The 294-nt window shown below is 68.0% G+C and carries 1 protein-coding gene; it reads left to right on the plus strand.

From position 1 onward, the window contains the following. Positions 1 to 294: hypothetical protein (locus tag EN862_RS35635; RefSeq protein WP_135913335.1), on the plus strand; the 294-nt coding region annotated here is incomplete at both ends.

The raw sequence follows: 294 nt of genomic DNA on the forward strand, positions 1-294 counted from the left end.
GCCGGCGATCGTCGGCAAGAAGGACGAGCGCGGCGACTGGCTGTTCCCGGCCAAGGGCGCGCTCGATCCGAACGAGATCGCGATCGCGCTCGGCGAGCGGATCCTGCGCACCATCGGCCCGTCGGAAGAGATCGCGGCGCGGGTGGCGAAACTGCGCCAGTTCCAGGCCATGCTCGCCGATACAGTCGATATCGGCTCGCGTACGCCCTTCTTCTGCTCCGGCTGCCCGCACAATTCCTCGACCAAGGTGCCGGACGGGTCGCTGGCCGCCAGATCGGAAGGACGTCGTGTAGG

This window comes from Mesorhizobium sp. M2E.F.Ca.ET.219.01.1.1 (genome assembly GCF_004016445.2).
In the GTDB taxonomy this organism is placed as follows: domain Bacteria; phylum Pseudomonadota; class Alphaproteobacteria; order Rhizobiales; family Rhizobiaceae; genus Mesorhizobium.